We start from the raw sequence: 25,832 nt of genomic DNA, 5'->3' as shown, positions 1-25,832 counted from the left end.
GATGCGAGTTCTGCAATCTATCGTCTTTCGCCTTGGCCTTGCCGGGCTTGGGCTTCTTCTGGCTCTTCCGCCGGCGATGGCCGATGAGAGCCCCGCCCCTGAGGCGCGCCGGATTGTCTCTATCGGCGGAGACGTCACGGAGATCATCTATGCACTGGGCGAGGAGGCGCGTCTGGTGGGGCGCGATTCCACCAGCCTGTTTCCGCCACAGGCGCTCGCCTTGCCCGATGTCGGCTACATGCGCCAGCTCTCGCCGGAGGGCGTGATGTCCACCAATCCCGACCTGATCCTTGCCACCGAAGGCAGTGGCCCGCCAGAAACCCTTGCGGTGCTGACGAACGCCCAGGTCCGGTTCGAAACCGTTCCGGAACGCTATGACCCGCAAGGCATCGCTGCCAAGATCGGCCAGGTCAGCGCGCTTCTCGGGGTGCCGGAAAAGGCAGCCGCGTTGACACGCGCGGTCGAGGCCGATCTTGCCGCTGCTGCGGCCGACGCTGCCAAACGGCCGGAAACAGCACGCCGGCGCGTGCTCTTCATCCTCAGCATGCAGGGCGGCAAGGTGATGGCAGCCGGTGGCGGGACGGCGGCCGATGCGATCATCGGCCTTTCCGGCGCCATCAATGCTGCCGGCGCCTTCACGGGCTACAAGCCGATGACGGACGAAGCGATCATCACCGCCCGGCCAGATGTCGTCCTGATGATGACACGTGGCGGAACGCATGCTGCGAGTGATGGCGACCTGTTCGTCCACCCAGCGCTGGCGCTGACACCGGCTGCCAGGACGAAGCACGTCATTCGCATGGACGGGTTGCAATTGCTGGGCTTCGGCCCCCGCACCGCCGCCGCCATCCGCATGCTGAACGCTGCGATTTATGATGGCGAACGGAAGTAATTTCATGGCTCTCAGTCTGATGGACAGCAAGAGGCGCGCGGCGCGCGGGTCGAGTTTCGCCGTTCATGCCGGAGATCGGTCTGGCCGTGCGCGGCTGCTGATCGCGGCGCTTCTCGTTGTCACCTGCGCCACTTTTCTCGCTTCGGTCATGACCGGGGCGGCCGATGCGTCGGTCGGCAATCTTCTGCGCTTCCTGACCGGCACCGAGACGGCGGTGCAGGCGCTCAGCCTGCGCGACCGCATCATCCTTCTCGACATTCGCCTGCCGCGGGCCGTGATGGGCCTGTTGGTCGGGGCAGCGCTGGCCGTGTCGGGTGCCGTGATGCAGGGCCTGTTCCGCAATCCGCTGGCCGATCCCGGCCTCGTCGGCATTTCTTCAGGTGCAAGCCTCGGCGCGGTGGTGACGATCGTGCTGGGGAACGCGCTGCTCGGCCCGCTCTTTTCCACGCTCGGCCCCTATGCGCTGCCGCTCGCCGCCTTCCTCGGCGCCCTCGGCGCGACGCTGCTGCTCTACCGGCTGGCGACGCAGAACCAGCAGACCTCGATCGCCACCATGCTGCTCGCCGGCATCGCGCTCGCCGCGCTCGCCAATGCCGTGACCGGCGTCCTAATCTTCATCGCCGACGACAAGCAGCTGCGTGACCTGACCTTCTGGGGGCTCGGCTCGCTGGCAGGCGCGAGCTGGACCAAGATCGCCGCAGCGGGACCGGTCATCGTGGCCGGCCTTGCAGCCGCACCCTTCCTGGCGCGCGGGCTGAACGCGCTGACCCTTGGAGAGGCCGCGGCCTTCCACATGGGCGTACACGTGCAGCGGCTGAAGAGCGTGGCAATCCTTTCGGTTGCCGGTGCGGTGGGTGCGTCCGTGGCAATCAGCGGCGGCATCGGCTTTGTCGGCATCGTGGTGCCGCATCTGCTGCGGCTGGTGATCGGCCCCGACAATCGCTACCTGCTGCCCGCCTCGGCCCTTCTCGGCGGAACGCTGCTGATCTTCGCCGATATGGTCGCCCGTACCATCGTTCCACCGGCCGAGCTTCCGATCGGCATCATCACCGCCTTCGCCGGCGCCCCCTTCTTCCTCTGGGTGCTGATGCGCGGCCGGGCCCGCCTGGGCCTGTGATGCGCCGCCCGCACGCGCAGTCCGGAGCCGGCCCAACTGTCCTCTCCGTCATCTCCCCTTCCGGCCCCGCCGGTGAAAGCCAGTCATGATCGAAGCCATCGGCCTCTCCCTTCGCCTCGGTGGAACCCCTGTTCTGATCGATGTCTCCTTCACGGCCGAGGCGGGCCAAGTGACCGCCATTCTCGGGCCGAACGGCTCCGGCAAGACAACGACCCTCAAGGCGATTGCCGGCGAGCTTGCCTATGAAGGCGAGGTGAGGATCGGCGGGGAAGACCTCCTGCGTCTTGCGCCGATGGAGCTGGCCCTGCGTCGCGCGGTGCTGCCGCAGGCGAGCACGATCGCCTTTCCCTTCACCGTGCGCGAGATCGTCGGCATGGGGCTGATCGCCGGCGGTGTCGCGCCGGGTGCCGGTGAGGAGCGCATCGCGCAGGCCCTCCATGCGGTCGATCTCGAAGGCTTCGCAGGTCGTCTCTATCAGGAGCTCTCCGGCGGCGAGCAGCAGCGTGTCCAGCTGGCCCGCGCGCTGACCCAGATCTTTATGCCGATGCGCGACGGCCGGCCCTGTTTCCTCCTGCTGGACGAGCCGGTCGCCAGTCTCGACATCCGCCATCAGCTGACCATCATGCGGCTGGCCCAGGACTATGCCCGACGCGGCGGCGGCGTCATCGCCGTCATGCACGATCTCAACCTGACGGCCATGTTCGCCGACCGGCTGGTGGTGATGAAGCGCGGGCGGGTCGAGGCTGCCGGAACGCCGACAGCCGTGCTGACGGACGCCACCTTGGAGCGGGTGTTCGGTTGCGCTTTGCGGGTCGGCGCCGTGCCGTCTCCCGGCGTTCCGTTCGTTCTGCCGCAGACGGTCGGCCGCTAGGCCGCACAATGCCGGCATCTTGCCCCGTTCGGAACAAAACGCTTGATGACGCGTTTGCGATGCACAAGGACGGGGACGGCCGGAACGCCGCATCCTCCCCGCTTCATCGACCGCACAACGGCGAAACAAGGAGTTTGTTCATGTCCCTCGGTCTCTTCAACGGCTCGTCCCGTTCGCGTCGCTCGCAGGGTCTCTTCGGCGGGTCCGTCGAAAGCCAGCTGAGCGACATTCGCGACGACATTGCCGAGCTCGCCTCCGTGCTCGCCAAGCGTGGCAACAAGGCCTCCGGCGTCGTTCGCCACCGGGCCCACGACCTTCGCGGCCAGGCGGAATCCAGCCTCGGCGATCTGATGGGCACGGCCGAACATCTCGTTTCCGATCTGCGCCACCGCTATGCCGGCACCGGCCGTGACGTCAGCCGCACCGTTCGCCGCCATCCGGTCGCAACGCTCGGCGCGGTTGCCGCCGTTGGCCTGATCGCTGCCGCCCTGCTGCGCCGCTGAACGGGCGCTGCGGGGGCCCTCCCCGCCTGTTTGCTTCCGATCGCGGTGCGGCTCCGGCCCGCCGCGATCTTTTCATGATTGAACCTTCTTAAAATCGATGGGGTGGACGACGCATGGGTGCTTTGGTTGGCTTGCTGTCTGGCGTTGCGGCGACGAATTTCACGCTTGTTCTTGCGCGGTTGAAGCGCAATGCCGTGCTCTGGGCCGTGATCGGCCTGTTTCTGGTCACGACCTACGTCCTGCTCGTGACGGCAGCGGCCATCGCGCTTTCCGAAACCTATGGTCCCCTTTACGCAACGCTGATCCTGGCCGGCGTCTCCTTCGCCCTCGTTCTGGTGGTCCTCGTCATCATGGCGCTGATCAGCGGCCGTGAGAAACGGATGGCGCTGGAGCGGCGTCGCCAGTCTCAGCTGCAGAGCAACGTAGCCATGGCGGGCGCCATGGCGCTTTTCCAGAAACGTCCACTCGCTGCCGCAGCGGCAGCCGTCGTCATCGGCGGGCTCCTCGGCCTGACGCGTGGCAGAAACCACGATTGACGAGCAGCCCGACGCCGCTGCGCGGCGGCACCGATCAGCAAGAGGATGAGCCCGGCACGCACCGGGCTTTTCTGCATGAGGCGGTCAGGTGAGCGGCATGCGGACGATGGCGGTGACGCCGGTCGGGAGATATTCGACCTTCACCTGGCTGCCCATCACCTTGTCGAGGCTGCGCTCGATGAGGATCGAGCCGAAGCCGCGGCGGGAGGGCTCCTTGACCGGCGGGCCACCCACTTCCGACCAGGTCAGGTGCAGCACGCGCCCCTGATCCTCGATCATCTTGCGGGCGGTAATGACCACGCGGCCCCTGGCGGTCGAGAGCGAGCCATATTTATAGGCATTGGTCGCCAGCTCGTGCAGCACGAGGCCGAGACCCACGGCCTGGTCCGGTCCGAGAGAAATCTCGTCCTTGTGGATCTCCACCTGCTTCTCATAATCGCGCACATGCGGCGCAAGCTGCTTGGAGATCAGCGCCGAGAGGCGGATTTCACCCCATTCATGATCCGAAAGAAGACCATGCGCCTCGGAGATCGCCTGGAGGCGGCCGGCAAAGGCCGTCATGAACTCCTGCGGGTCGCTGGTCTGGCGCAAGGTCTGGCGGGCGAGAGACTGCAGCATGGCGAGCGTGTTCTTGACGCGGTGGTTGAGCTCACGCAGCAGGAGCTTCGTGCGCTGCGCCGTCATCTGCTCCGCGGTCACGTCGATATTGACGCCCAGGAAGGTTTCCGGCCGGCCGGTGGCGCCGCGCTCATGCACGCGGCCGCGCCCCTGGACCCAGCGTCCCGTTGCCTGGACGCGGAATGTGCTGCTGTATTCCGCATCCTCGGCAATGGCCGCCCGCAGCGAATCGAGCATGGCGCTGCGATCATCCGGATGCACGGCCTCGAAAACCTCGCGCGAGGTGAGCGAGGTGCTGGAGACCCCGAACATCCGCCCCATCGCCGCGTTGAAGCTGATCACGCCGCTGCCAACATCCCAGAGCCAGCTGCCGACATTGGCCGCCTCGAGCGCCATGGCATGGCGATGCTCGTCGCGCGAGAGCGCACGCTCGGTCTCGGCACGACGGCGTGCCTCTTCCTTGAAGGCCAGCAGACGCGCGGCCAGCGCGGCGAGACGGCGGAGCTGCGCAGCGGCGCTGTCGTCCACGTCCATCCGCGGGGCGCTATCCATGATCGCCACGGTCCCGACGGCATGGTTGTCGATGATGATCGGCGCGCCGGCGTAAAAGCGCAGATGCGGCGGATTGACGACACAGGGCTCGCCCGCAAAGCGCGGATCGCGGCTCGCATCGCGCACGATCAGCGGCACTGCCGCCGGATCGGCAATCACATAGGCGCCGAACGTCTTTTGAATTTCGAGGCGATCGAGATCGGTCCCGACGCGGGCGACGAACCATTGATGCGTCGCGTCGATCAGCGTGACGACAGCGATCGGCGCCGACAGCGCGTTGGCCGCGAGCTCGGCGATATCCTGAAAGTCCGGATCGAAATGGGGCGTTCCGGACACGAGATTCTTCAGGACGGCAATGCGATCGGCATCGCCGATCACGGCCGGCAGGTTCAGCAGGAGGTCCGATCGTTGTTCAGTCATCCCACTCACGGCCTGGCAGGAGACGGGCACGCCCTGCATGCAAGGCAGGCCCGTCATTGATTCACAGTCTGAGCCGCCAGAGTGCGCATGATCCTTCGCGTTAGGCAACCCGTAAGTCACAACGGCCGAGACCGCAGCCGAAGGCCGCGGTCCCGATAGCGAATGAAGAAGACGGTACTTACGAAACGAAGGCGCGCGACGTCAGGGGAGCCGAGGTGGAATCCGGACCGTATTCGTTCTCGCCCGTCACCTGCAGGATATCCGACAGGCGCTGGCGGGCGCGGTTGACACGGCTCTTGATCGTACCGAGCGCGCAGCCGCAGATTTCGGCGGCCTCTTCGTAGGAGAAGCCCGAGGCTCCTACCAGAATGATGGCTTCCCGCTGGTCCGGCGGCAGCATGTTCAGCGCCCGCTTGAAGTCCTGCAGGTCCAGCGAGCCATATTGCGACGGATGCTGGGCGAGCGACTCGGTGAAGAAGCCGTCGCTGTCCTGCACCTCGCGGCCGCGCTTGCGCATCTGGCTGTAAAGCTCGTTGCGAAGGATGGTGAACAGCCAAGCCTTCATATTGGTGCCCATCTCGAAATGGTCCTGCTTGGCCCAGGCCTTCATGATGGTGTCCTGCACGAGGTCGTCCGCACGGTCGTGGCGGCCGATCAGCGACATGGCGAAGGCGCGCAGGCTCGGCAAGGCGGCCAGCATCTCGCGCTTGAAGCTCGGTTCTTCCGAAGACATCGTCTTGTCGCTCATTCGGCTACATCCGGCAGGGACTTGCGCTCGACGGCGTCGAGCTTTTCGAGGAGATCGAGAAACCGGTCAGGGATGGCTTCTTCCTGGACGGAGAGATAAAGTGCGCGCAGCTTCGTTGCGATCTGCGCATGAGGATTTTCGGCCCGCAGCGGCTCATCCGCGCTGGGACCAATCCCTTTCTTGCTGGTCATTGGATACGATGCCCTCGTAAATTCGTCAGCAGCAGAATGCGCGAGCGAAAATTTTGTTCCCCTCATGGAACCTTTTTTTCGCGACGTGCGTTTCCACGGCGTCATGCCCGGCTTTGCGCTGGAGAGAGGGAGTTGTTTTATGTCTTTGTCCACCCGGATCGCCCCGTTCCTGCCGTATCTGCGCCGCTACTCACGCGCGCTCACCGGCTCGCAGACCTCGGGTGATGCCTATGTCGCGGCCGTTCTGGAGGCTCTGATCTCCGATGTGACGATCTTTCCGGAAGCCAGCAGCGACCGCGTGGCCCTGTTCCAGCTCTATACAAAGCTGTTCGGCAATTCTTCGGTTCTGATCCCCGAACCCGTCTCGCCCTTCGCCTGGGAAAAGCGCGCCTCGGTCAACCTTGCCTCCGTCTCGCCGCTCGCCCGCCAGGCGTTCCTCCTCGTCTCGGTCGAAGGTTTCCGCGCCGATGAGGCGGCGGAAGTTCTCAGCACCGGCCAGCAGCAGGTCAACAAGCTGCTCGAGCAGGCGTCCGAAGAGATTTCGCGTCAGGTCGCGACCGACATCATGATCATCGAAGACGAGCCGCTGATCGCCATCGACATCGAACAGATGGTCGAGAGTCTCGGCCATCGGGTCACCGGCATCGCGCGTACCCGCGACGAGGCGGTTGCGCTGTTCAAGTCCAGCCAGCCGAGCATGGTGCTTGCCGATATCCAGCTGGCCGACGGCTCCTCGGGCATCGACGCAGTGAACGAAATCCTGCGCACCGCGCCAATTCCCGTCATCTTCATCACGGCCTTCCCCGAGCGTCTTTTGACCGGCGAGCGGCCGGAGCCGACCTTCCTGGTGACCAAGCCGTTCAACCCCGACATGGTCAAGGCCCTGATCAGCCAGGCCTTGTTCTTCAACGAATCCACCAAGGCAGCCGCCTGATCCAGCCTCCACCCATGCCGCGCCGGCCCGCTTGCTGCGGGCCGCGTTTTTTTCATGCCGTCCGGTGGATGGTGCCCGTAGACGTCAACGACGATGGAACGGACAGCATTCCCTTTCGTTAACAGCGGAAGCTTCCCTTGCCGTCGCCGAAAACGAGAAGGCCTGCCGCGTGACCACTGTTCGATCCTCCGCCTCGTCGGGCATTCGGTCTCCCGACGAGACGATCGGTCTCCTGGACCTTGTGCTCAAGAAGACCGGGACCGGCTACCTCGTCCAGTCGTCGAGCCTGGAGACCCTGCTCTCCGGCAATCTTCCCTCAACCCTCGAAACCCTGGTCACGCCGGATGGCGACGAGCGCGTCTTCGGCGCGCCAGGTGCCGGTCTCAGGGAGCTGAAACAACAGGTTCTTTCGACCGGCGTCTCGGAAACCACCGAACTCGACCTCCCCTCGCCGGCCGGGCTGCTCACTTTCAAGATCGACCTGGAGCGCATCACCTCCGGCGGCGGCGACGCGGTTCTCTCCGTCATCACCGACGTGTCGGAGACCCGGCACCGCGAGCGGGTCCTCAAGACCCTCTTGCGCGAATTGAGCCATCGCTCGAAGAACCTGCTCGCCATCATCCAGGGCATCGCCACGCAAACCGCGCGCCAGGCCTTCTCGCTCGACAGTTTCCTCGTCAAGTTCCGCGGACGCATCCAGTCGCTTGCCTCGTCGCAGGATCTGGTGACGGAATCGAGCTGGCGCGGCGCGTTTCTGTTCGAACTGGTCGAGAAGCAGGTGGCGCCCTATTGGCACGGGACGACCTTGCCCATCGCGATGACGGGCATCAATGCCCACCTCTCGCCCAATGCGGCCCTGCATATCGGCCTTGCCATGCACGAGTTGATCGTCAATTCCGCCTCGCATGGCGCGCTCTCGATCGGCATGGACGGGCTGTCGCTCGCCTGCACGGAAACGACGGCCGAAGACCGGACCATGCTGGAGCTGGTCTGGGCGGAAACCTTGCCTGTGTTTCGCGAAGGCGCCGAGGGCGAGGAGCCGGGCTTTGCCCGCACCGTTCTCGAGCGCGTGGTCCCGATCGCCATCGGCGGCACCGCCCGCTATGCCTCCACGCCCGAACGGGTCGACTACCGCCTGACCATTCCCGCCCATGAATACGAGATCATCACGCTGACGGACGAGTAGAGGCGGCGAACGAGCTTTCTCGGTCGCCACCTCCGCGTGGCTGCTCGTGGCTATGTCGTGAATCTCGCAAGTGCCAAACGTAAAACGGCCAGTGCCCGGGGGGATGGGCACTGGCCGTGTTCATCAACTCACCGAGGGGGCATGTGAGTTGGAAAGCCGGAATTTTCTAAGGGGTTCGCATTGGGGGCGATGTGAACCCGGTCCGGACATCCACAAAACGGCCCGCCCGAGGAAAGGTTCCGGGCCGGTTTCCGTGATCGATAAATTTTTTTCCGAAAGCCGGTTTCGATGTGGTCAGTCCTGCTCCAACTCGGCGCGGTGGCGGTAGAGGCTCAGGAATTTGCGGTAATCGCGATCGTAGCGGGCGCGCAGCGCCGGGTCCGGCAGGCGCTCGAGCTCGCCGCTGGTCATGGCCGCGCCTGCCGCCGCAAGATCGGCATGCACGCCGCCGGCCACCGCAGCCACCATGGCGGTGCCGAGGAGCACGGCGTCGAGCGCCTTCGGCACCTTGACCCGGCAGCCGGTGGCATCGGCATAGAGCTCCATCAGCAGAGGATTGCGCAGGTGCCCGCCGGTCACATGCAGCGTATCGACGGTGTAGCCCGCTTCCTTCATCAGATCGAGATTGTGTCTGACGCCAAGCGCGATCGCCACGCAGGCGCGCCAGTAGAGCCGGCACAGCGCATCGAACGAACTGTCGAGCGTGAGACCGCTGATGACGCCCAGCGCATGCGGATCGGCGTGGGGCGAGCGGTTGCCGTGAAAATCCGGCAGGATATGCAGCCGCGCGCCAAAGGCCTCGCCATGCTGGGCGCGCAGCTCCTGGACCCGCAAAACGATCCGCTGGTGCAGTTCGGCATCCGGCTCTCCGCCGGCGGAGTGGCTGCGCACGATATGGTCGAGCAGAGCGCCCGTGGCCGACTGCCCGCCTTCCACCAGCCAGTGATCGGGAAAGGCGGCTTCGTAATAAGGGCCCCAGAGCCCGAAGCCCGGTTTCAGCCGGCGATCGAAGGCGACGATGCAGCTGGAGGTTCCGGCAATCAGCGCCAGTTGCCGCGAGAGGAGGTCCGGCTCGCCCGCATAGGCCGCAAGCACGCCCACCGCACCGGCATAGGCGTCGATCATGCCGGTCGCGACCCGGCAGGCTTCGCTGAGACCGAGATCGGCAGCGGCCTGCGCCGTCAGCGTGCCGATCGCCGCGCCGACCGGCAACGTCTCGTCCGGCAGGGCCGCGCGGGCGCGCAGGTCGCCGAGACCGATCAGGCTCAGAAAATCCGCCTGCCAGCCGCCGGCATGGGAGAGATAGTTCCACTTGGCCGTCAGCGTGCAGCGCGAGCGGGCCAGACTGCCGGTTGCGCGCCAGGACATGAAATCGGCGAGGTCGAAGATGGCGCCCGCCCGCGCCCATTGCTCCGGCAGGCACTGCTTCAGCCACATCAGCTTCGGCATTTCCATTTCGGGCGACATGACGCGGCCGGAATGGCGGAGAACCGGATGCTCGGTCGCGGTGCAGAAGTCCGCCTCGGCAAGGGCGCGATGGTCGAGCCAGACGATCGTGTCCCAGCGCGGATCGCCCTTGCGGTTGACGGAGAGGGGCAGGCCCTCGCGGTCGCGGACCACGAGCGAACAGGTGGCATCGAAGCCGATCGCGACGATGGCGTCCGCCGCCACACCCGCCTTTGCGCGCGCGGTCTTGACCGCGATGCAGACCGCCGCCCAGATGTTTTCGGAATCATGCTCGGCGTGGTTTTCTTCCGGCCGGTTCATCAAAATGGGATAATCGGCACGCGCCAGCAGCGCGCCTTCCGGATCGAAGATGCCGGCACGCGCACTCCCTGTGCCAATGTCGACGGCAACGACGAGGTCACGCATGGAAGGCCCGCGGGGCTGCGACACGATGTGGCAGGCGCGCGCCCCTCGGTCTCTCCCCCCTTGTGGGAGAGATGGACAGCGGTCCAGAGGGGGTCTTTGTCTGCCGCTCGCTCCAGCTTTCCTGCATAAGTGCCTGACGAGCCCACGTCCCCCTCTGCCGAGACTCCGACCGACCCCGGCGACAGGCCACCACCAGACGAGCGACAACGGGCGAGCCCCCGTTCGCCACCCTGCCCGGCCGTCCCTCCTCGCCTGTCTTCAGTGCTCCGACCCTCGTTCCCGCGCGACAAGATGGAGGAGTTCGCGCATGTCGTCAAACAGGGCATCGGGCTCGAGCGCCGTCAACGCGGCCAGGTGACGCTGGGTCCGAGCATGCGAAGCGCCGGCAAAGGCGAAGACCCGCATGCCGGCGGCCTTGGCGGCTTGGATGCCGGCGGGGCTGTCCTCAATGACGATGCAGGCCGAGGGCGGCGTGCCCATCTCCTGCGCGGCATGCAGGAAGAGATCCGGCGCCGGCTTGCCGTTGCGAACCATGGTGGCCGAGAAGAGATGCGGTTCCAGCTTGCCGATGAGCCCGGTGATGGTCAGCGACAGGCGAATGCGCTCCATCTGGCTGGAGGAAGCAACGCAGCGCGCGATCGGCAGCCGATCGAGCGTTTCGGCGATGCCGGCCACCGGCTGCAGCTCGGTCTCGAACCGGTGGTAGAGATCGTGCCGCATGGCTTCGAGAAATCGGTCGTCCACCTGCAGGCCGTAGTCCTCATGCAGGATGTCCGACATGGTCTTGAGGCTTTTTCCGAGGAAGCGCTCGATCGCCTCCTCGGCATCCATCGTGACCCCGGCCGTGCGCAGCACCCGGACCAGGACATCGATGGACAGCGGCTCGCTATCGACGAGAACGCCATCGCAATCGAAGATCACCAGCTCCGGGGCCAGCACATCCGTCATCCGCCTACTCCGCGAGCTTGCCGTCGAGATAGAGCTGCAGCGTGCGCCGCGTGCCCTGGTCCGAAAGCGTCTTCAGCGCATGGGCGAAGCGGGCGCGGAAGATCTCGGACTGGGCCACCTCGCCGAAGATATCGGAAAGCGCAAGGAAGGCCATCGGGTCGTCCTTGGCCTTCACCGCTGAGGCATGCAGCCGGTCGGCGCTGGCATCGTTGAAGGTGATCGGCTTGCCGCTGTCGGTGACGCCGAGGAAGTAGCGGCACCACAGGGCCGAGACGAGCGAGAGACCGGTGACATCGAGCCCTTGGCGCAGGCGATCGAGCGTCGAGGGCAGAATGAACTTCGGCTGCCGGTTGGAGCCGTCCTGCGCGAGGCGCGGAATGGTGTCGCCGATCTTCGGGTTGAAGAGCCGGTTCTCGACCTGCTTGTAGTATGCGTTGAGATCGGTGTCGGGAACCGGGGGAACGATCGGGATGATCTCGTCGGTTTCCAGCTTCTCCAGGAATGCCTGGATGATCGGCTCCTGCATCGCCTCATGCACGAAATGGACATCGAGCAGAGCCGCCGGATAGGCGATGGCCGCATGGCCGCCGTTCAGAATGCGGATCTTCATATGTTCGTAGGGCGCCACATCCGGCACGAACTGGACGCCGACCTCTTCAAGCGCCGGGCGGCCGGCGGGGAAGTTGTCTTCCAGCACCCACTGCTTGAACTCTTCGCAGAACACCGGCCAGGCATCCTCGATCCCGTACTCATCGGCGGCAATCCCGATCTCGCGCGGGCCGGTGGCCGGCGTGATGCGGTCGACCATGGCGTTCGGGAAGGCCACGGTGGAGTCGATCCAATCGGCAAGCGCCGGATCGGAGAGCCGGGCGAGACCCGAGACGGCTGCGTGCGTCACTTCGCCATTGCCGGGGATATTGTCGCAGGACATGACGGTGAAGGGCGCGATGCCGGCAGCGCGGCGCGCCTTCAGCCCGGCGATGATCAGGCCGAAGACGGTCTTCGGCTGGTCGGGGCTCTCGCCATCGGCGACGATCGCCGGATGGGCGGCATTGAAGTGGCCACTCGCGTCGATGAAGTAGCCGCCTTCGGTGATCGTCAGCGAGACGATGCGGATCGCCGGATCGGCGAGCTTGGCGATGGTGGCAGCCGGATCGTTCGGCGTCAGGAAGTCGATCATCGGCCCGGTGACGCGGGCGGCCGAGCGGTTGTTGTCCTGCTCGACGACCGTGGTCAGAAGGTCCTGTGCGGCGAGCTTCTGGCGCATGGCTTCGTCGGAGGGCAGCACGCCTGCACCGATGATCGCCCAATCATGATCGCGGCCTGTGTTGAACAGGTCGTCGAGATAGATGGCCTGGTGGGCGCGATGGAAATTGCCGACGCCGAAATGAACGATGCCGGCCGACAGCGCGGCGCGCTCATAGGTCGGGATCGTGGCGGTCGCCTTGATGGCGTCGAGCGTGGCGAGCGAGAGCTTGGTGGTCATGGTCTTACCCTTTTCGGAGACGGGGAACTGGCGCGGCGGTCGCGCTCAGCTCATCCAGTTGCCGCCATCGACATTGTAGGTCTGCGAAACCACGTAGTCGCTTTCGGCCGAGGCGAGGAAGATCGCCATGCCGACAAGATCCTGCGCGGTGCCCATGCGGCCGAAGGGCACTTCGGCGCCGACGAGCTTCTTCTTTTCGCCGAGCGGGCGGTTCTCATATTTGGCAAACAGGGCGTCCACGCCGTCCCAATGCTCGCCGTCGACGACGCCGGGGGCAATCGCATTGACATTGATGCCGTGCTTGATGAGATCGAGCCCGGCCGACTGGGTGAGGCTGATGACGGCCGCCTTGGTGGCGCAGTAGATGGCGACGAGCGCCTCGCCGCGTCGTCCGGCCTGGCTCGCCATGTTGACGATCTTGCCACCGCGTCCCTGGGCGATCATCTGCTTGGCGGCGGCCTGCAGGGTGAAGAGCGTTCCGGCGACGTTGATGGAGAACAGGCGATCATAGCTTTCGCGGGTGATCTCGACGATCGGCGCGAGGTCGAAAAGCGCGGCATTGTTGACGAGAATGTCGAGACCGCCGGCCTTGGCAACCACGGCGGCGATGGCCGCATCGATCGAGGCCTGGCTGGTCACATCCATTTCCACCGCATAGGCCTGCGGTCCGAGCTCGGCCGCCGTCGCCGTTGCCCGTTCGAGGTTGATGTCGGCGATCGCCACGCGGGCGCCCTCGCGGATATAGGCCTCCGCGAAGGCGCGGCCGATCCCGCGCGCCGATCCCGTGATCAGCGCGCTCTTGCCTTCAAGACGTGTCATCGGATTGCCTTGCCCTTTTCGTCGAATTTATGGATCCGTCCCTCTTCGGGGGTGAGGGAAACGGTGTCGCCGTGGTTGACCGGCAGATCGCCGCCGACGCGGGCGGTCATCTGGCCGATGCCATCGACATGGATGTGCAGGAAGGTATCGGCGCCGAGGTGTTCGGCCACGCTGACCGTCCCGGTCCAGGTGCCGCCTTCGCGCGAGAGCTTGAGATGCTCGGGCCGGATGCCGATCGTGTGGGCGTGGTAGGCGGCGGCCTTCTCCCCGGTCACGAAATTCATGCGCGGCGAGCCGATGAAGCCGGCGACGAACAGATTGTCCGGCCGATGGTAGAGATCGAGCGGCGAGCCGACCTGCTCGATCCGGCCGGCGTTCAGCACCACGATCTTGTCCGCCATGGTCATCGCCTCGACCTGGTCGTGCGTCACATAGATCATCGTGGTCTTGAGCTGCTGGTGCAGCTCGCTGATTTCCAGCCGCATCGTGCCGCGCAGCGCGGCGTCGAGGTTGGAGAGCGGCTCGTCGAACAGGAAGGCGGAGGGTTCGCGCACGATCGCCCGGCCGATCGCCACGCGCTGGCGCTGGCCGCCCGACAGCTGGCCCGGCCGGCGGTCGAGATAGCTGGTGAGGTTGAGCACGCGGGCCGCCTCGGTCACCTTCTTGTCGATGACGCTCTGGTCGAGCTTGGCCATCTTCAGCGGGAAGGCGATGTTGTTGCGCACCGTCATGTGCGGATAGAGCGCATAGGACTGGAACACCATGGCCAGACCGCGGCGCGCCGGCGGCGCGTTGGTCACGTCGCGGCCGTCGATCTCGATCGTGCCGGCGCTGGCATCTTCGAGGCCGGCGATGATGCGCAGCAGCGTGGACTTGCCGCAGCCCGAGGGACCGACGAAGACGACGAATTCGCCATCCTCGATGACGAGGTCGATATCCGGAATGACCGTGGTGGTCCCGAAGGTCTTGTTGACGTGCTTGAGCGTGATATTGCCCATCTGTGCCTCCCGCTTGTTCTTGTGTTTGTTTACTTGACGGCGCCGAAGGTGAGCCCGCGCACCAGCTGCTTCTGCGAGAACCAGCCCATGATCAGGATCGGCGCGATGGCGAGCGTCGAGGCGGCCGAAAGCTTGGCCCAGAACAACCCCTGTGGACTGGAGAAGGACGAGATGAAGGCGGTCAGCGGCGCGGCATTGGTCGTCGTCAGCCGGATCGTCCAGAAGGCTTCGTTCCAGGCCAGGATGATGTTGAGCAACATGGTGGAGGCGATGCCCGGAACCGCCATCGGGGTCAGGACATAGACGATCTCGCCCCAGAGCGATGCGCCGTCCATACGCGCGGCCTCGAGGATCTCACCGGGAATTTCCCGGAAGTAGGTGTAGAGCATCCACACCACGATCGGCAGGTTGATCATGGTCAGCATCAGGATCAGGCCGATACGGCTGTCGAGCAGGCCGAAATTGCGGAAGATCAGATACATGGGGAAGAGGACGGCGACGGCCGGCATCATCTTCGTCGAAAGCATCCACATCAGGATGTCCTTGGTGCGCTTGGTCGGCGAAAACGCCATGGACCAGGCCGCCGGAATGGCGATTGCCAGCGCCAGGATCGTCGAGCCGACCGAGAGCAGCACCGAGTTCATGAAGGGCTTGAAGTAGTTGTACTGCGTCTGCACCGCCGCATAGCTCTCGGTCGTGCCCGAGGGGATAAGGTTGAAGCCCGCGATCGCCTCGGTCTCCGACTTGAACGAGGTGATGATCGTGTACAGGATCGGGAAGAAGATGACGAGCGCGACGATCCAGGCGGCGAGCGTGGCGAAGGCTTTGTGTCTGGTGGTGACGGCACGGGCCATGGCGAAATCTCCTCTTAGCGATCCAGGTTCTTGCCGACGTAGCGCATCACGAAGAAGGCGACGATATTGGCGAGAACGACCGCGATGATGCCGCCTGCCGAAGCCTGGCCGATCTTATATTCGAGCAGGGCCTTCTGGTAGACGAGGAAGGGAAGGTTGGTGGAGGCGAAGCCCGGACCGCCATTGGTCGTGACCAGGATTTCCGCATAGACGGAGAGCAGGAAGATGGTCTGGATCAGCACGACGACGGTGATGGCACGCGCCAAGTGTGGCATGGTCAGGTAGATGAACCGGCTGACGAAGCCCGCGCCGTCCATCTCCGCCGCTTCCTTCTGCTCGCCATCCAGCGACTGCAGCGAGGTGAGCAGGATGAGCGTGGCGAAGGGCAGCCATTGCCATGCGACGATGATGATGACCGAGAACAGTGGATATTGCGCGAACCAGTCGATCGGCTGCAGGCCGAAGAAGCGGGCGATATCGGCAAAAACGCCATAACCCGGATGCATGATCATGTTCTTCCACACCAGGGCCGCCACCGGCGGCATGACGAAGAAGGGCGAGATCACCAGGATGCGCACGAAGCCCTGGCCCCACATCGGCTGGTCGAGCAGCAGCGCCAGCAGGATGCCGCCGATGACCGTGATCGCCAGAACGCTGACGACCAGCACCAGCGTATTGATGATCGACTGCAGGAAGGCCGGATTGGAATAGAAGAGCACGTAGTTGGAAAAGCCGATGAAGCCGTCACGGATCGGGTTCAGCGGATTGTACTGCTGGAAGGAGAACCACAGGGTGATCACCAGCGGCACGATCATCCAGACGAAGAGGAGAACAACGGACGGCGCCATCATCAGGCGCGCGAGGCTGCGTGTGTTCTGCGTGGCCATCTCAAGAACCCTCCCGGTTTGCGAAGCTCTTCTGGCGGCCCGTGCGCACGCACGAACCCTGATGCCGGCCTCTTGAAGTTTTGAACTGTCGTCGATCCGACGAAGGCAGGCAAGGCGCCTGGCCGCGTGTCCCCCGCGGACTTTCAAGAAAAACCGCCGCCCGCGGGATGAGCGGGCGGCGGCGGGGAGGATCGGCTTACTGGATGTAGCCGCCTTCGGTCATGGTCGCGGTGGCCGCGTCCTGTGCCTGCTTCAGCGCATCGTCGACGCTCATCTGGCCGGCGAGCGCGGCGGAGAAGAGCTGGCCGACCGTGGTGCCGAGGCCCTGGAACTCAGGAATGGCCACGAACTGCACGCCGACATAGGGAACCGGCTTGACCGACGGCGCCTTCGGATCGGCGGCGTTGATCGAGTCGAGCGTCATCTTGGCGAAGGGCGCGGCCTTCTGGTACTCGGCATTCTCGTAGAGCGAGGTGCGCGTGCCCGGAGGAACGTTGGCCCAGCCTTCCTTGTCGGCGACCAGCTTCAGATAGTCCTTGCCGGTTGCCCAGGCGATGAACTTCTCGGCGGAAGCGGACTTCTGCGAGCCGGCAGGGATGGCGAGGTTCCAGGCCCAGAGCCAGTTGCCGCGCTTGCCGAGGCCGGTGTCCGGGGCGAGCGCGAAGCCCACCTTGTCGGCAACCGTCGAGTCCTTCGGGTTGGTCACGAAGGAGGCCGCCACCGTGGCGTCGATCCACATGCCGCACTTGCCCTGCTGGAAGAGCGCCAGGTTTTCGTTGAAGCCGTTGGAGGAGGCGCCCTGCGGGCCGGCATCCTTCATCAGCGTCACATACATGTCGAGCGTCTTCTTCCACTCGGGCTGGTCGAACTGCGGCTTCCAGTTCTCGTCGAACCAGCGGGCGCCGAAGGCGTTCGAGGTCGCCGTCAGGAAGGCCATGTTCTCGCCCCAGCCGGCCTTGCCGCGCAGGCAGATGCCGTTGATGCCGGCGGCACGGTCGGTCATCTTGCGGGCCGCATCGTTGATGAAGTCCCAGGTGGGAGCGTCGGGCATCTTGAGCCCGGCCTTTTCCATCAGGTCCTTGCGGTACATGACCATGGAGCTTTCGCCGTAGAAGGGTGCGGCGTAGAGCTTGCCGTCCTCGCCGGTAAGACCGGAGCGGATGGCGGGCAGCAGGTCGTTGACATCATAGGCATCGCCGAGATTGTCGAGCGGCAGCAGCCAGCCCTGCTTGGCCCAGATCGGCACTTCATAGGTGCCGATGGTCATGATGTCGTACTGGCCGCCCTTGGTGGCGATATCCGTCGTGACGCGTTCACGCAGAACGTTTTCTTCGAGCGTGACCCACTGGATGTCGATGTCCGGATTGGCCTTCTTGAACTCGTCCGTATAGCCCTGCATGCGGACCATGTCGCCATTGTTGACGGTCGCGATGGTGAGGGTTTCGGCCTGCGCGAAGCCAGCCAGGACCATTGCCGAGCACGCGCCCAGCAGCAATGTTTTGAAAGTCATACTCTTCCTCCCGAGAAGAAACATGAGCATTTGCCTTGCTCGCGGGCAATTACTCATCGAACTGCGTAAGTTGTCAACGTCGATTCGTTGCTGCAGCGCCGTAAGCCAAGGCAACCCACTGACAACGTTGACAAATTTCTTTATGCTGAGGATGCAAGCAGATGCTCGGCGGTCAGCTCGTCGGTGATGACGCCGTTCAGGAGACCACCGGCAAGCGCTGCTTTCAGCGCCTTGCGCTTGCGTTGCCCCTTGGCGATTCCGATCACGGTTGCCTTCTCGCGCGAAGGCAGCGGCACGCTCGCCACGCGGCCGTTGATCTCGTCGCCGAGCAGCGTGCCGTCCTGGTCGAACATCCAGCCGCAGATTTCGCCGGCCGCGCCCTCATCAAGGAGACGGGCCATTTCGTCGCGCGCCAGGAAGCCGTCGATGCACAACGGTGCATCGAGGCCGAGCTCGCCAATGCCGACGAAGGCGACATCGGCCTGCGTGCCGAGCGAAAGCGCCGACTGCACGAGGAGCTGGTTGTGCAGCACGTCCCGCTCCTGCGCGGAGGAGACCAGCACCGGCAGAGGCATGGGAAAATGCCGGGCATTGACCGCATCCGCCATGGAGAAGATGACGTTGTAGACTGCAGCGGACCCATCCACCCCGATGCTGCCCGTCAGCGAGACGATGCGATGCTGGGGACAGTTGATTGCCGGCAGCTGGTCGATCGCCGCTTTCAGCGTTCGCCCGGTTCCGATCGCCATGATGATCGGATCGGCAGACTTCAGCCAGCGCTCGATTTCCGCCGCACCGGCCTCGGCGATGCCGACCGTGGTGGAGGAGGAGGACGGATCGCTCGGCACCACCTCCACCTGCCGCAGACCATACTTGTCCTTGAGCGCACGACCGAGCTCGAGACAGGCGGCGATCGGATGGTCGAGCCGGACCTTGATCAACCGCTCCGACATGGCGAGCGACACGAGGCGCTGGGCGGACTGGCGGGAAATCCCCATCGTCTGGGCGATCTCGTCCTGCGTGCGCCCGGCCACATAATAGAGCCAGCCGGCGCGTGCCGCATCGTCCAACCTGTTTGCCCCGTCCGCTCTGCGCGCCATGTGCTGCCTCCGCCCGTGCGCTTTCTGCTGCCATTGAAACGACCTGACTGTCAATTCGGTCGCAACCAACCCCGTCTTCCCCCAGGGTTGCGACGCCTCGGAAGCCGGACGAACGCGCCCGCACCGGACCGAAATTTTACCGTTTGATAAAAAAAATTTCCGTGTTAGCTTTTGCTCATCCTGAGGCTACATTGGGAGTAAGATAATGGGAACGACTGAAGCGCCAGCCACCGTGGCCGGCATTGCGAGCGGGCGATTGACGCCGGCCGACTACGAGGCGAATTTTGCGGATCTGCATCCGCGCCTCGACGATCATGAGGCACTTGTTGCCGCCGATCGCTGCTACTTCTGCTACGACGCGCCGTGCATGACCGCCTGCCCGACCTCGATCGACATTCCGCTGTTCATCCGCCAGATCGGCACCGGCAATCCGCTCGGTTCGGCCAAGACGATCTTCGAGCAGAACATTCTGGGCGGCATGTGCGCCCGCGTCTGTCCGACCGAGACGCTCTGCGAAGAGGTGTGCGTGCGCATGACCGCCGAGGGCAAGCCGGTCGAGATCGGCCGCCTGCAGCGCTATGCGACCGACATCGCCATGAGCGAAAACGCACAGTTCTTCGAGCGCGCCCCGGCAACGGGCAAGACGATCGCCGTCGTCGGCGCCGGGCCGGCCGGCCTTGCCTGCGCGCATCGCCTGGCCATGCAGGGCCACCAGGTGGTGATCTTCGACGCCCGCGAAAAGGCGGGCGGGCTGAACGAATACGGGATCGCGACCTACAAGTCGGTCGATGATTTCGCCCAGAAGGAGGTCGCCTATCTCCTTTCGATCGGCGGCATCGAGATCCGCAACCGCCAGGCGCTCGGCCGCGACATCACGCTCACGGATCTCACGGCGCGCTTTGACGCCGTGTTCCTCGGCATGGGTCTGCAGGGCGTCAATGCGCTGATGGCCGAAGGCGAAGCCGCGGAAGGCGTCGAGGACGCCGTGGACTTCATCGCCCGGCTGCGCCAGTCGGTAACGAAGACGGATGTGCCGGTCGGCCGTCGCGTCGTCGTCATCGGTGGCGGCATGACCGCGGTCGATGCCGCCGTTCAGGCAAAGCTTCTCGGCGCGGAGGAGGTGACCATCTGCTACCGGCGCGGCAAGGCGCAGATGAACGCCTCCACCTATGAGCAGGATCTCGCCGCCTCCAGGGGCGTGATGATCCGCCATTGGCTGAGCCCGAAGCGCATTCTTACCAGCGAGACCGGCACGGTGGCCGGCATCGAGCTCGACTATACCCATGTCGTCGAAGGCCGCCTCGTCGCAACCGGCGAGACCGGCATCATCGCAGCTGACCAGGTTCTCAAAGCCATCGGCCAGACTTTCGAAGCGGATGCACTCGGCCTGATCGCCCTGCAGTCCGGCCGGATCGTCGTCGACGAAGAAGGCCGCACCTCGCTGCCAAAGGTCTGGGCCGGCGGTGACTGCGTGCTGGGCGGGGAAGACCTCACGGTTCAGGCCGTGGCGCATGGCCGCGATGCGGCGGAATCGATCAACCGCATGCTGCTCAGCGCGCAGCAGCCGGCTGCGGCCGTGGCTTGAGGAGGGACGGACATGGCTGATCTTCGCAACAATTTCATCGGCATCAAGTCGCCCAACCCCTTCTGGCTCGCCTCTGCGCCGCCGACCGACAAGGCCTACAATGTCGAGCGGGCCTTCAAGGCCGGCTGGGGCGGCGTGGTCTGGAAAACGCTCGGCGAGGAAGGCCCGCCGGTGGTGAACGTCAACGGGCCGCGCTACGGCGCGATCTGGGGCGCCGATCGCCGCCTGCTCGGCCTCAACAATATCGAGCTCATCACCGACCGCGACCTCTACACCAACCTGCGCGAAATGAAGCAGGTCAAGATGAACTGGCCGGACCGAGCGCTGATCGCTTCGATCATGGTGCCCTGCGTCGAGGAGAGCTGGAAGGCGATCCTGCCGCTGGTCGAAGAGACCGGCGTCGATGGCATCGAGCTCAATTTCGGCTGTCCGCACGGCATGAGCGAGCGCGGCATGGGCTCGGCCGTCGGCCAGGTGCCGGAATACATCGAAATGGTCGTGCGCTGGTGCAAGCAGTATACGCGCATGCCGGTCATCACCAAGCTCACGCCGAACATCACCGATGTGCGCTATCCGGCCCGCGCCGCCAAGCGCGGCGGCACGGATGCCGTCTCGCTGATCAACACCATCTCCTCGATCACCTCGGTCAATCTCGACAGCTTCTCGCCCGAGCCCTCGATCGACGGCAAGGGCAGCCATGGCGGCTATTGCGGCCCGGCCGTCAAGCCGATCGCGCTCAACATGGTGGCCGAGATCGCGCGCGATGCGGAAACCTATGGCCTGCCGATCTCCGGCATCGGCGGCGTGACCACCTGGCGGGATGCGGCGGAGTTCCTGGCGCTCGGCGCCGGAAACGTGCAGGTCTGCACCGCCGCCATGACCTACGGCTTCAAGATCGTTCAGGAAATGATCACCGGTCTCTCTACCTGGATGGATTCCAAGGGGCATCGGACGCTGGACGACATCACCGGACGCGCGGTCAAGAACGTCACCGACTGGCAGTATCTCAACCTCAACTATGTCGCCAAGGCGAAGATCGACCAGGATCTCTGCATCCAGTGCGGCCGCTGCCACATCGCCTGCGAGGACACCTCCCACCAGGCCATCACGGCCTATGTGGACGGCAAGCGCCACTTCGAGGTGATGGAGGACGAGTGCGTCGGCTGCAATCTCTGCGTCAATGTCTGTCCGGTCCAGGATTGCATCACCATGGTGCCGCTGGAGCCCGGCACATTGGACGAGCGCACCGGCAAGGTGGTGGAGCCGACCTACGCCAACTGGACGATGCACCCGAACAACCCGATGAAGCGCGAAGCCGCCGAATGATCAGGACGGGAGCCCGCCGGCCGGGCTCCCGTTTCCTCACAGCGTCACGACCACCTTGCCGAAAGGCCCGCGCCGCAGATGGGCGACAGCCTGCGCGACCTCTTCGAACGGATAGACCGCGTCGACCACCGGCTTGATCCCCTTTTCGTCGATTGCCGCGACGAAGTTTTCCAGCGCACGGCGATGTCCGACCGAGATGCCCTGCAGCGTGGCCGACTTCGAGAGAAGCGGACCTGCCGAGGCGGAGAGCGTGAAACCATCGAGAACACCGATCACCGAAATGCGTCCGCCCACGGCAACGGCCTCGAGCGAGCGGCCGAGATGCGGGCCGCCGACGAGCTCGAGAATGTGATCGACCCCACGATCCTGCGTGAGGGCATAGACCTCCTCGACCCAAGCTTCACGGGCGAGCGAATGATGGGCTCCGAGCGCCCTCGCCCGGTCGCGCTTCCCCGCATCGCCAGAAACGACGAAGACCTCGGCGCCATAGGCCCTCGCAATCGCAACACCGAACAGGGCAACGCCGCCGGTGCCCTGAACGAGAACGCTCTGCCCCGGCGCGATGCGGGCCGTTTCCTATAGGGCGAACCAGGCCGTGAGACCGGCGCAGGGCAAGGTGCTGGCTTCCGCAAGCGACAGGCTCACGGGCGCGCGGACGAGCCAGGACTGAGGAAGCGTCACGATCTCCGAGAGCACACCCGGATAGAAGCCGCCCAGCGCCTTGTACGGCGGGTTACGCGCGCTGCCCTCCGGCACGCCGTCGATCCAGTCGGGTGAAAAGCTGGCGATCACGCGATCCCCCGGATGGAAGGCGACAACCGCGGAGCCGACGGCCTCGACAATGCCCGCCATGTCGGACCCCGGCACGAAGGGGAAGGACAAGGGCGAGCCCATACCATTCTCCAGCATCAGCAGGTCGCGATAATTGAGAGAGACGGCGGCGGTGCGGATCTGCACCTCATGGGGCAAGGGTGCGGTGACGGAAACGGCCTGAAGCTCGAGTCCCGCTTCTGCCTTGCCGAAGTCGTGAAGGACCCACTGCCGTGCCAAAATCTGCTGCATGTTCAAATCTCCTGTACGGATTGACACGCGCAGCTTATCGAAGAACCTTCCTCAGCAGTTTTGACCATTATTCCCCAAACTGACGATCCTGAGGCACCAATGAACAGGTTGAACGACATTCCCGTGCTGCTCGATGTGGTGGAGGCCGGCAGTTTCTCGGCAGCTGCCGAGCGGCTGAACCTGACCCGTTCAGCGGTGGCAAAGTCGATCGCGCGGCTGGAGAGCCGTCTCGGCGTCCGACTCTTCCACCGCACGACGCGCCGTCAAAGCCTGACGGAGGAGGGGCTGCTCTTCCACGAGCGCTGCCTGCGCGCGGTCGAGGAGATTCGGCTGGGTGAGACCCTGCTTGAATCGGGCCGGCGCGAGATCCGCGGCCGGTTGCGCATTTCCCTGCCCGTCGTCTTCGGGCGACGCGTCATCGCGCCGATCCTGACCGGCCTGATCGACCGGCACCCGCTGCTCGAACTCGACCTCGCCTTTTCGGATCGTGTGGTGGACCTTCTCGACGAAGGGTTCGATCTGGCGGTGCGGAACGGCAATCTTCCGGATACGCCGGACCTGATGGTTCGGCGCGTCGGTGGCCAGCGCATGACGGTCTGCGCCGCCCCCGCCTATCTCGCGCGCCGGCCGGCGCCGGAAACACTGGACGATCTGGTTGGGCACGACGGCGTGGTTTATGCCCGCCGCGACGGAGCGAAAGGCTGGGTCTTTCCGACCGAGACCGATCCGGACCGGGTCGTGCGGCCGCCGGCGCGCCTGCGGCTGGACGATATCGAGGCAATCCATGATGCCGCCTGCGCCGGGCTCGGCCTTGCCTGGTTGCCGTGCTGGCTGGTGCGCGATGGACTCTCGTCCGGCGCGCTTTGTGAAGTTCTGACCGGCGTCAAGTCACTGACCTTCGATGCCTATGCAGTGTGGCCCCGCGCGCCGATGATGACGCCGCGGCTGCGGCTGGTGATCGACGAACTGGTCGCCAAGCTGCCGACCGCGATGGACTGACGGGCCGAGGCCGCGGCGGGCGAGAGCGATGACGGGATCGCGCAAAAACGTGCATTGCCGACACGCGGGAAACAGCCGATAAGACGCTATGAGGCAATGGCGACAAGGGAGCGCGCCGGCGAGTGCCCTTCGACCCGACCTTGATCCGCAAGCGGCTGCACCTCTGGAGCGGCCTTTTCCTCGGCTTTTTCGTTCTCACCCATCTCCTCAACCACACGCTCGGCCTGATTTCGGTCGATGCCATGGAGTGGGGGCGCGCGCTCTTCAACCTGATCTGGCGCACCGTGCCGGGCACGATCGCGCTTTACGGCGCGCTGATGGTGCACTTCGTCATGGCGCTGGAATCCCTCTATCGGCGACAGACCCTGCGCATGCCGGTCAAGGAAGCGGCGAAGATCATCCTGGGCCTGACGCTTCCCTTCCTGCTCATCACCCATGTCACGGGAACGCGGATCGACTGGATGCTCTCCGGCTATTCCGCGAGCTACTATGATATCCTGCCGACGCTCTGGAGCCGCTGGGGCAACATCACCAGCCAGACCCTGGCTTTGATCGTCGCTTGGCTGCATGGCTGCCTCGGGATCTGGTTCTGGATCCGCGGCCGCGACTGGTATCCGCGTGCCGTCTTTCCGCTGTTCACGCTGGCGCTTCTGCTTCCTCTGCTCGCCTGGCTCGGCTTTGCGATCGCGGCACGCAGCCTGCCGCCCTCCAGCCCCTCCGTCGCCTGGTTCATGAAGGGGCGCACCGACCCGGCATTGCTTGCCGAAATCCGGGAAGGGCTGCGGCTGTTTCTGGCGCTTGCCATCGGCGCGGTGCTGGTGGCGCGCGCCTGGCCGGTGAACGGGCGCATCCGAATCCGCTATCCGGATGGGCGCAGCATCTCGGTCGCACGCGGGTTTTCGCTGCTCGAGGCCAGCCGCTCGGCCGGGATCCCGCATGTGGCGGTCTGCGGCGGCCGCGGGCGCTGCTCCACCTGCCGCGTGCGCATCACCGATGGGCTGGATGGCCAGCCGCCGCCCGAGGCCGGCGAGCGCGCCACGCTCGCCCGGATCAAGGCGCCCGCGGATGTGCGGCTCGGCTGCCAGATGCGGCCGAACCATGACCTCTCCATCGCCCCCGTCCTGGCCGGCGAAGCCGTCGGAATCCGCCAGCAGACGACCGAGGAGGAAGCCGCCGGCCGCGAGCGCCCCATCGCCGTGCTCTTCTGCGATCTGCGCGACTTCACCCGCATGTCGCAGCAGCAGCTGCCCTTCGACACGGTGTTTCTGCTCAACCGCTATTTCGAAACGATCGGCGAGGCGGTGGAAAGCGCCGGCGGGGTGATCGACAAATTCATCGGCGATGGCGTCTTGGCGATTTTCGGCCTTGCCAGCGACATCGAGCAGGCCTGTTCGGAAGCGCTGGTCGCCACGACGCGGATTGCCCGACGCGTGGAGGTCCTCAACCAGACCTTCACGACCGAGCTCGACCGGCCCTTACGGATCGCCATGGGCATGCATGCCGGCACGGCCATCATCGGGCAGATCGGCTATGGTCGCGCCTCCTCGCTCACCGCCGTGGGCGACACGATCAATGCCGCGAGCCGGCTGGAGGGGTTCGCCAAGGAATATGATGCCCAGCTCGCCGTATCGGCCGAAACCGTGCGCCTTGCCGGCCTGGCGATCCAGGACTGGCCGAGCTACGACATCGCCATCCGCGGCCGCTCGGGCACGCTCGAAACCCTGATCATCGAAAAGGCCTCGGATCTCGAACCCCTGATCGTCGCCGCCCGCCGTCGCGCGGCCCATCGCGAGACGGCCTGACCAAAACGTGTGCCCG

Annotated in this window: 23 protein-coding genes and 1 pseudogene; 11 read left to right on the top strand and 13 right to left on the bottom strand. The window is 65.1% G+C overall.

The features are described 5' to 3' along the window. Window position 1: 1 nt before the first annotated feature. The 5 genes from U8330_RS04775 to U8330_RS04755 all read left to right on the top strand — a co-directional run bounded on the left by U8330_RS04775 (window position 2) and on the right by U8330_RS04755 (window position 3,919). Window positions 2-892, top strand: coding sequence for a heme/hemin ABC transporter substrate-binding protein (locus U8330_RS04775; protein WP_323103991.1), 891 nt, complete (start codon window positions 2-4; stop codon window positions 890-892). A 19-nt stretch (window positions 893-911) separates the two neighbouring features. Continuing rightward, on the top strand, window positions 912-2,009 hold the full coding sequence (locus tag U8330_RS04770) for an iron ABC transporter permease (RefSeq protein ID WP_323107168.1): 1,098 nt from the start codon (window positions 912-914) through the stop codon (window positions 2,007-2,009). Window positions 2,010-2,094: 85 nt separating this feature from the next. Then, a complete protein-coding gene (locus U8330_RS04765) occupies window positions 2,095-2,880 on the top strand; it encodes a heme ABC transporter ATP-binding protein (protein ID WP_323103990.1) in 786 nt (261 codons plus the stop codon). Window positions 2,881-3,020: 140 nt separating this feature from the next. Then, entirely contained in the window at window positions 3,021-3,383 is a 363-nt protein-coding gene (locus U8330_RS04760) for a hypothetical protein (protein ID WP_323103989.1), read from the top strand. A 113-nt stretch (window positions 3,384-3,496) separates the two neighbouring features. Then, window positions 3,497-3,919 (top strand): hypothetical protein, encoded by a 423-nt coding sequence (locus tag U8330_RS04755; protein ID WP_323103988.1) that lies wholly within the window; start codon window positions 3,497-3,499, stop codon window positions 3,917-3,919. An 84-nt stretch (window positions 3,920-4,003) separates the two neighbouring features. On the opposite strand, the gene U8330_RS04750 is transcribed toward U8330_RS04755, so the two are convergent. The 3 genes from U8330_RS04750 to U8330_RS04740 form a co-directional block, all read right to left on the bottom strand. After that, the gene (locus tag U8330_RS04750; RefSeq protein WP_323103987.1) at window positions 4,004-5,509 is read right to left on the bottom strand and encodes a sensor histidine kinase; all 1,506 of its coding nucleotides are present in this window, start codon (window positions 5,507-5,509) and stop codon (window positions 4,004-4,006) included. A 178-nt stretch (window positions 5,510-5,687) separates the two neighbouring features. Continuing rightward, the gene (locus tag U8330_RS04745; protein ID WP_323107167.1) at window positions 5,688-6,242 is read right to left on the bottom strand and encodes an RNA polymerase sigma factor; all 555 of its coding nucleotides are present in this window, start codon (window positions 6,240-6,242) and stop codon (window positions 5,688-5,690) included. An 11-nt stretch (window positions 6,243-6,253) separates the two neighbouring features. Continuing rightward, complete coding sequence (locus U8330_RS04740; protein ID WP_323103986.1) at window positions 6,254-6,448, bottom strand: NepR family anti-sigma factor; 195 nt, start codon at window positions 6,446-6,448, stop codon at window positions 6,254-6,256. Between the two features lie 139 nt (window positions 6,449-6,587). Between U8330_RS04740 and U8330_RS04735 the strand changes: the two genes are divergently transcribed. Next, complete coding sequence (locus U8330_RS04735) at window positions 6,588-7,382, top strand: response regulator (RefSeq protein ID WP_323103985.1); 795 nt, start codon at window positions 6,588-6,590, stop codon at window positions 7,380-7,382. A 169-nt stretch (window positions 7,383-7,551) separates the two neighbouring features. Beyond that, window positions 7,552-8,568 (top strand): sensor histidine kinase, encoded by a 1,017-nt coding sequence (locus tag U8330_RS04730; protein WP_323103984.1) that lies wholly within the window; start codon window positions 7,552-7,554, stop codon window positions 8,566-8,568. A 294-nt stretch (window positions 8,569-8,862) separates the two neighbouring features. On the opposite strand, the gene U8330_RS04725 is transcribed toward U8330_RS04730, so the two are convergent. From U8330_RS04725 to U8330_RS04685, 9 genes are all read right to left on the bottom strand, one after another. Next, window positions 8,863-10,440 (bottom strand): FGGY-family carbohydrate kinase, encoded by a 1,578-nt coding sequence (locus U8330_RS04725; RefSeq protein ID WP_323103983.1) that lies wholly within the window; start codon window positions 10,438-10,440, stop codon window positions 8,863-8,865. Between the two features lie 258 nt (window positions 10,441-10,698). Continuing rightward, on the bottom strand, window positions 10,699-11,388 hold the full coding sequence (locus tag U8330_RS04720; protein ID WP_323103982.1) for an HAD family hydrolase: 690 nt from the start codon (window positions 11,386-11,388) through the stop codon (window positions 10,699-10,701). A gap of 4 nt (window positions 11,389-11,392) precedes the next feature. Further along, a complete protein-coding gene (locus tag U8330_RS04715; protein ID WP_323103981.1) occupies window positions 11,393-12,874 on the bottom strand; it encodes a mannitol dehydrogenase family protein in 1,482 nt (493 codons plus the stop codon). A gap of 45 nt (window positions 12,875-12,919) precedes the next feature. Beyond that, window positions 12,920-13,693 carry an L-iditol 2-dehydrogenase gene (locus U8330_RS04710; RefSeq protein WP_323103980.1) on the bottom strand — a complete coding sequence of 258 codons (774 nt, stop codon included), beginning with the start codon at window positions 13,691-13,693 and terminating at the stop codon, window positions 12,920-12,922. Continuing rightward, window positions 13,690-14,691, bottom strand: a complete 1,002-nt coding sequence (locus tag U8330_RS04705; protein WP_323103979.1) for an ABC transporter ATP-binding protein — start codon at window positions 14,689-14,691, stop codon at window positions 13,690-13,692. The genes U8330_RS04710 and U8330_RS04705 overlap by 4 nt, the downstream gene beginning before the upstream one ends. Window positions 14,692-14,720: 29 nt before the next feature. After that, window positions 14,721-15,545: a carbohydrate ABC transporter permease gene (locus U8330_RS04700; protein ID WP_323103978.1), complete on the bottom strand. Its 825-nt coding sequence runs from the start codon at window positions 15,543-15,545 to the stop codon at window positions 14,721-14,723. 14 nt (window positions 15,546-15,559) lie between these two features. Beyond that, window positions 15,560-16,432 (bottom strand): sugar ABC transporter permease, encoded by an 873-nt coding sequence (locus tag U8330_RS04695; protein WP_323103977.1) that lies wholly within the window; start codon window positions 16,430-16,432, stop codon window positions 15,560-15,562. A 196-nt stretch (window positions 16,433-16,628) separates the two neighbouring features. Continuing rightward, complete coding sequence (locus tag U8330_RS04690; protein WP_323103976.1) at window positions 16,629-17,942, bottom strand: sugar ABC transporter substrate-binding protein; 1,314 nt, start codon at window positions 17,940-17,942, stop codon at window positions 16,629-16,631. A gap of 140 nt (window positions 17,943-18,082) precedes the next feature. Continuing rightward, entirely contained in the window at window positions 18,083-19,042 is a 960-nt protein-coding gene (locus tag U8330_RS04685; protein WP_323103975.1) for a sugar-binding transcriptional regulator, read from the bottom strand. Between the two features lie 205 nt (window positions 19,043-19,247). Between U8330_RS04685 and U8330_RS04680 the strand changes: the two genes are divergently transcribed. Next, complete coding sequence (locus U8330_RS04680) at window positions 19,248-20,627, top strand: NAD(P)-dependent oxidoreductase (RefSeq protein WP_323103974.1); 1,380 nt, start codon at window positions 19,248-19,250, stop codon at window positions 20,625-20,627. Between the two features lie 12 nt (window positions 20,628-20,639). Further along, window positions 20,640-21,953, top strand: a complete 1,314-nt coding sequence (gene preA, locus U8330_RS04675; RefSeq protein WP_323103973.1) for an NAD-dependent dihydropyrimidine dehydrogenase subunit PreA — start codon at window positions 20,640-20,642, stop codon at window positions 21,951-21,953. Between the two features lie 36 nt (window positions 21,954-21,989). On the opposite strand, the pseudogene U8330_RS04670 reads toward preA, so the two are convergent. After that, window positions 21,990-23,015 (bottom strand): annotated as a pseudogene (locus tag U8330_RS04670) (zinc-dependent alcohol dehydrogenase family protein). A 99-nt stretch (window positions 23,016-23,114) separates the two neighbouring features. On the opposite strand from U8330_RS04670, the gene U8330_RS04665 reads away from it, so the two are divergent. Together U8330_RS04665 and U8330_RS04660 are read left to right on the top strand one after the other, a co-directional pair. Then, window positions 23,115-24,014, top strand: coding sequence for a LysR family transcriptional regulator (locus tag U8330_RS04665; RefSeq protein ID WP_323103972.1), 900 nt, complete (start codon window positions 23,115-23,117; stop codon window positions 24,012-24,014). Window positions 24,015-24,136: 122 nt separating this feature from the next. Then, window positions 24,137-25,816: an adenylate/guanylate cyclase domain-containing protein gene (locus U8330_RS04660; protein WP_323103971.1), complete on the top strand. Its 1,680-nt coding sequence runs from the start codon at window positions 24,137-24,139 to the stop codon at window positions 25,814-25,816. Window positions 25,817-25,832: the final 16 nt, after the last annotated feature.

It is taken from the genome of Rhizobium sp. CC-YZS058 (genome assembly GCF_034720595.1).
In the GTDB taxonomy this organism is placed as follows: Bacteria; Pseudomonadota; Alphaproteobacteria; order Rhizobiales; family Rhizobiaceae; genus Ferranicluibacter.
This window is presented reverse-complemented; position numbering and strand designations above follow the sequence as displayed.

Excerpts from the sequence above, each read along its gene's own strand:
- U8330_RS04665 (WP_323103972.1), top strand. The coding sequence starts at position 23,115 with ATGAACAGGTTGAACGACATTCCCGTGCTGCTCGATGTGGTGGAGGCC.
- U8330_RS04705 (WP_323103979.1), bottom strand. The coding sequence starts at position 14,691 with ATGGGCAATATCACGCTCAAGCACGTCAACAAGACCTTCGGGACCACC.
- U8330_RS04775 (WP_323103991.1), top strand. The coding sequence starts at position 2 with ATGCGAGTTCTGCAATCTATCGTCTTTCGCCTTGGCCTTGCCGGGCTT.
- U8330_RS04710 (WP_323103980.1), bottom strand. The coding sequence starts at position 13,693 with ATGACACGTCTTGAAGGCAAGAGCGCGCTGATCACGGGATCGGCGCGC.
- U8330_RS04700 (WP_323103978.1), bottom strand. The coding sequence starts at position 15,545 with ATGGCCCGTGCCGTCACCACCAGACACAAAGCCTTCGCCACGCTCGCC.
- U8330_RS04765 (WP_323103990.1), top strand. The coding sequence starts at position 2,095 with ATGATCGAAGCCATCGGCCTCTCCCTTCGCCTCGGTGGAACCCCTGTT.
- U8330_RS04735 (WP_323103985.1), top strand. The coding sequence starts at position 6,588 with ATGTCTTTGTCCACCCGGATCGCCCCGTTCCTGCCGTATCTGCGCCGC.
- U8330_RS04680 (WP_323103974.1), top strand. The coding sequence starts at position 19,248 with ATGGGAACGACTGAAGCGCCAGCCACCGTGGCCGGCATTGCGAGCGGG.
- U8330_RS04760 (WP_323103989.1), top strand. The coding sequence starts at position 3,021 with ATGTCCCTCGGTCTCTTCAACGGCTCGTCCCGTTCGCGTCGCTCGCAG.
- U8330_RS04720 (WP_323103982.1), bottom strand. The coding sequence starts at position 11,388 with ATGACGGATGTGCTGGCCCCGGAGCTGGTGATCTTCGATTGCGATGGC.
- U8330_RS04745 (WP_323107167.1), bottom strand. The coding sequence starts at position 6,242 with ATGTCTTCGGAAGAACCGAGCTTCAAGCGCGAGATGCTGGCCGCCTTG.
- U8330_RS04740 (WP_323103986.1), bottom strand. The coding sequence starts at position 6,448 with ATGACCAGCAAGAAAGGGATTGGTCCCAGCGCGGATGAGCCGCTGCGG.
- U8330_RS04695 (WP_323103977.1), bottom strand. The coding sequence starts at position 16,432 with ATGGCCACGCAGAACACACGCAGCCTCGCGCGCCTGATGATGGCGCCG.
- U8330_RS04725 (WP_323103983.1), bottom strand. The coding sequence starts at position 10,440 with ATGCGTGACCTCGTCGTTGCCGTCGACATTGGCACAGGGAGTGCGCGT.
- U8330_RS04715 (WP_323103981.1), bottom strand. The coding sequence starts at position 12,874 with ATGACCACCAAGCTCTCGCTCGCCACGCTCGACGCCATCAAGGCGACC.
- U8330_RS04750 (WP_323103987.1), bottom strand. The coding sequence starts at position 5,509 with ATGACTGAACAACGATCGGACCTCCTGCTGAACCTGCCGGCCGTGATC.
- U8330_RS04685 (WP_323103975.1), bottom strand. The coding sequence starts at position 19,042 with ATGGCGCGCAGAGCGGACGGGGCAAACAGGTTGGACGATGCGGCACGC.
- U8330_RS04770 (WP_323107168.1), top strand. The coding sequence starts at position 912 with ATGGACAGCAAGAGGCGCGCGGCGCGCGGGTCGAGTTTCGCCGTTCAT.
- U8330_RS04690 (WP_323103976.1), bottom strand. The coding sequence starts at position 17,942 with ATGACTTTCAAAACATTGCTGCTGGGCGCGTGCTCGGCAATGGTCCTG.
- U8330_RS04755 (WP_323103988.1), top strand. The coding sequence starts at position 3,497 with ATGGGTGCTTTGGTTGGCTTGCTGTCTGGCGTTGCGGCGACGAATTTC.
- preA (WP_323103973.1), top strand. The coding sequence starts at position 20,640 with ATGGCTGATCTTCGCAACAATTTCATCGGCATCAAGTCGCCCAACCCC.